The sequence below is a fragment of the Mycobacterium sp. TH-M25 genome (assembly GCF_057473665.1).
The window spans coordinates 1-3,672 of sequence record NZ_JBYCLA010000196.1 but is presented as its reverse complement, the minus strand read 5'-3'; the positions used below and the strand labels follow the sequence as shown (position 1 = coordinate 3,672).

General features: G+C 64.4%; 5 protein-coding genes. 1 reads left to right on the top strand and 4 read right to left on the bottom strand.

Annotation, left to right across the window (positions count from 1 at the left end):
• The first annotated feature begins 448 nt into the window (after nucleotides 1-448).
• Nucleotides 449-1,468 (top strand): iron-containing redox enzyme family protein, encoded by a 1,020-nt coding sequence (locus AC2VOU_RS06590; protein WP_486956645.1) that lies wholly within the window; start codon nucleotides 449-451, stop codon nucleotides 1,466-1,468.
• On the opposite strand, the gene AC2VOU_RS06585 is transcribed toward AC2VOU_RS06590, so the two are convergent.
• The 4 genes from AC2VOU_RS06585 to AC2VOU_RS06570 all read right to left on the bottom strand — a co-directional run.
• Complete coding sequence (locus AC2VOU_RS06585; protein WP_486956644.1) at nucleotides 1,448-1,666, bottom strand: CDGSH iron-sulfur domain-containing protein; 219 nt, start codon at nucleotides 1,664-1,666, stop codon at nucleotides 1,448-1,450. The two genes, AC2VOU_RS06590 and AC2VOU_RS06585, sit on opposite strands and share 21 nt — an antisense overlap.
• On the bottom strand, nucleotides 1,663-2,355 hold the full coding sequence (locus AC2VOU_RS06580; protein WP_486956643.1) for a HemK2/MTQ2 family protein methyltransferase: 693 nt from the start codon (nucleotides 2,353-2,355) through the stop codon (nucleotides 1,663-1,665). The genes AC2VOU_RS06585 and AC2VOU_RS06580 overlap by 4 nt, the downstream gene beginning before the upstream one ends.
• 118 nt (nucleotides 2,356-2,473) lie before the next feature.
• Complete coding sequence (locus AC2VOU_RS06575) at nucleotides 2,474-3,031, bottom strand: type 1 glutamine amidotransferase domain-containing protein (RefSeq protein WP_486956642.1); 558 nt, start codon at nucleotides 3,029-3,031, stop codon at nucleotides 2,474-2,476.
• 13 nt (nucleotides 3,032-3,044) lie between these two features.
• On the bottom strand, nucleotides 3,045-3,672 hold a 628-nt coding region (locus AC2VOU_RS06570), incomplete at its 5' end, for a TIGR03557 family F420-dependent LLM class oxidoreductase (RefSeq protein ID WP_486956641.1).

The window sequence follows — 3,672 nt, the reverse complement described above, 5'->3', positions numbered from 1 at the left end:
GCAGGTCTGGGCCGGCGGGCGCCATGGTAATGCCGTCATCGGCGTGCGCCAACGCCAGCGGGATCACCGCGGCTGCGGCGAGGCCGCCGGCCGCCGCGCCCATTGCCAACACAAAACGACGATGTTCGATCACCAGAGCCCCCAATGGTTATTGAATTCACATACAACAGTCCGAATGTCGAGAGAGTACCTCCCGGGTGATCTTGAAGTGGCCGGAACGGCAAAATATTTGCCGGCCCACAAGCTTCCCTTAACCAAAGGCCTGGTTGTAGCCCACACGTTGCCCTCTGGCTCCACCGCCTGAGCTGCGGGAAAGTAGCCACATGCCGCGGGCGTCGACATCTTCGGTCACCGTTCGGCCGCCCCGGGACCCCAATTCCTGCTGGGTCGCCGCAAACTTGCAACAGCCGCCCGTTTGCCAAGGGCGGCCGGGTGGGTACACACGCCCGTGACTCACGCACAAGCAGTCGTCGAACCTCGGCTACCGGCGGCGCACGGGCCGTTGTCGGCGGCCGTCCGCCGTAGCCTCACCGGGTCCGCCCCGCACGACCAGATGACGCGCCTCGGTGCGTCAGCTCGCCACTCTGACCCGTATGGCCTGGATCTGCAGCTGGCGTTGTACATGTGCTACGAGCTGCACTACCGCGGCTTCGCCGACGTCGACCCGAACTGGGAATGGAATCCAGGTTTGTTGCATCTGCGCGCACAATTGGAGCGTTCGTTTTTGACCGGAGTATCTCGCGATGTAGGTCCGATCGAGCCCGGCCGCACCACCGGCGCCGAAATGGACGACCTCTCGATAGAGGTATCCGACGGGGATGGCCCGTCATATTGGTTGCGCGACAACGGAACCTGGCAGCAGATGCTCGAGTACTTCGTCCACCGTTCGCTGTACCACCTCAAAGAAGGCGACCCGCACGCGTTCGCCATCCCCCGGCTCACCGGACAGGCCAAGGCGTCGTTTGTGGCAGTCGAATTCGACGAGTACGGGGCGGGTCGCGGGGCGCGGATGCATCAGCGACTGTTCGCCGACCTGTTGACCGCCGCCGGACTCGATGCGAACTACCTGGCCTACCTCGACGTGGTTCCCGCCGAGGCTCTGGCCGCGGTCAACCTGATGTCGCTGTTCGGTTTACACCGAAAATTCCGCGGAGCCGCTGTCGGACATTTCGCCTCGACCGAGATCACCTCATCGCCAGGCTCACGCCGGTTGGTCGAGGCGTTGCAACGTCTGGGTGCACCGCCGGAATGTGTCACGTTCTACCGCGAACACGTCGAGGCCGACGCGGTGCACGAGCAGGTGGTGCGTCGAGACGTGGTGGGCACCCTGGTCGCGCAAGAGCCTCACTTGGAGTCCGACGTGGTATTCGGCATCCGGGCGCACGCCGCCGTCGAAGACCGGCTCGCCGATGTGATCATGGCGTCGTGGAAAGCCGGGACGACGTCGTTACGACGGCCGCTCAACTGAATTCGACTGCGCCGCTGGCCGACAACGCCGATGGCTGGTATCGCACATCGGGTAACCCTTGCTACGCCGGCAGGTGCAGATCGCGACCATGAAGCGATCGGATTCGACGATCTCACCGTTGGGCGCCTCGATGCTGACGGGTCCAGTTATCAGCACCGGCCCGTTGGGCACGATCTGCACCCGAACGGAGTCGGTCATGGTTTGTCCGCACGGATCACTACCAGTTCTTCGGTCCGGCAGCCAGGCCTGATCAGGCCGGTGACCTCCAGCCAGCGGGCGCGGGCAGACAACACCGGGCCGAAGGGAATAGTCCGTGCGGCAACAACTTCCGCATCTAGGCCGGTCGACCGCAACGATTCCAGCGATTTGTCGACACCGGACAATGTGGACTGCACCATCAGCAGCGTGCCACCGACGTCGAGCATCCCCGCCGCGGACTCGCACAACGGATCGAGCACCATCCGCCCGTCAATGCCCGCATTCCAGGCTCGAGCGGGACCGGCGGTGAGCGGGATGACGTCAGTATCGCCCGCCGGTGGAGTTGGCACGTAGGGCGGGTTCGACACGATGAGATCAAACGGCGCGTAATCCATTGCTCGCGACCATGATCCCTCCACAACGTCGATGCTGACGCCGACGTAGACGGCATTGCCTCGCGTACAGCTCACGGCCCGCGGACAGATGTCGAACGCGATCACGCTGGCCGCATCGGACTCGGCTGCCGCGATGGCAACGACCCCGCTGCCGGTGCACAGGTCCAGAACTCGCCGGCCACGAAACAGGCCGGTCTCACGTAGCGTATCGATCAATAATTGCGAGTCGTGTTGCGGCGGGTAAACACCCTCGATGTCCAGCGGCTTGCGCCCGTCAGAGTAAGCGGTAGTCACTTCGGCCTTTCACAGATGCTGATTGCCGTAGTGCTAACGGCGCCTTGTGATGTCAGATGCCCACAATCGACGGACTCGAAACAGAAGCAGCCAGCGCAGGGGGCGACCAGCAAAGGGTTCAGCCGCGCACCGAGGCTTGCTCGAGCTGGTGGATGAGCCTCGCGCAGAACGCCGGAAGATCGTCGGGTGAGCGGCTGGTGATCAGGTTGCCGTCCACGACAACTTCTTCGTCGACCACGTCTGCACCGGCATTTCGCAGATCGGTGCGGATACTCGGGTACGACGTCAGCGTGCGGCCCGCAACCACACCCGCCTCCACCAGGGTCCACGGCCCGTGACAAATGGCCGCGACCGGCTTGCCCGAGTTCACGAAGTCACGAACGAACGCGACCGCGTGATTGTCCAGGCGTAGCTTGTCCGGGTTCACGGTGCCGCCGGGCAATACCAGCGCATCGAATTCGTCCACCGATGCCTCCGAGACCACTTGATCGACGCGAATCGTTCCGGCCGGCTCCAAATCGTGGTCACGGGCTTGAATGTCACCGGTTTTCAGCGACAACAGTGCCACCTGCGCGCCGTTCTCGGCCAGGTGCGCGCGCGGTGTCTCGAATTCGACCTTCTCGACGCCGTCAGCCGCCAGGATCGCTATTTTTCTGCCTTGCAACGAGTTTGACATGTGTCCTGCCCTTCTACGCGGCCGACCGGAGCGCTGCCAGCAGCGGTTCCGCAGCCTCTTTCAGGAATTGCTGTTGGCTGTCGCCACCGACCTGGACCAGCGCGATGTCGGTGAATCCCGCTTCCCAGTAGGGACGAACGGCCTCGACGATGGCGTCGAGGTCGGGTCCGCACGGAATGGTCGCGGCGACATCCTCGGGCCGGACGTACTGCGTCGCTCCGGCGAAGCCGGCCGGAGTCGGCAGGTCGGCGTTGACTTTCCAGCCGCCGGCGAACCAGCGGAATTGGTCGTGTGCGCGCTCGACGGCGGCCTCGCGGTCGGGGTCCCAGCAGATCGGGATCTGGCCGACTACCCGTCCCCCACCGGCAATGCCCTGGCCCTGCCGCGCGTTGTGCCATTCGTGCACGAGGTCCCCGTCGGGTTCGACGGCCATCAGGTGGTCGGCCAGCAGGCCGAACGTGGCGATGGCCTTTTTGCCGCCCATGGCCACGCCGATGCCGACCGGGACGTCGGGCAGATCCCACAGCCGCGCGGAGTCCACCTGGTAATAGTCACCACGCCAGTCGACCAGATCACCGCCGAACAGGCTGCGGATAATGTCGATAGCCTCGCGCAGCATGTCTTGTCGCTGCGTGACGGCC

Bases quoted from the DNA above. Each gene is read 5' to 3' on its own strand.
- AC2VOU_RS06575 (WP_486956642.1), bottom strand. From the start codon at position 3,031: ATGTCAAACTCGTTGCAAGGCAGAAAAATAGCGATCCTGGCGGCTGAC.
- AC2VOU_RS06585 (WP_486956644.1), bottom strand. From the start codon at position 1,666: ATGACCGACTCCGTTCGGGTGCAGATCGTGCCCAACGGGCCGGTGCTG.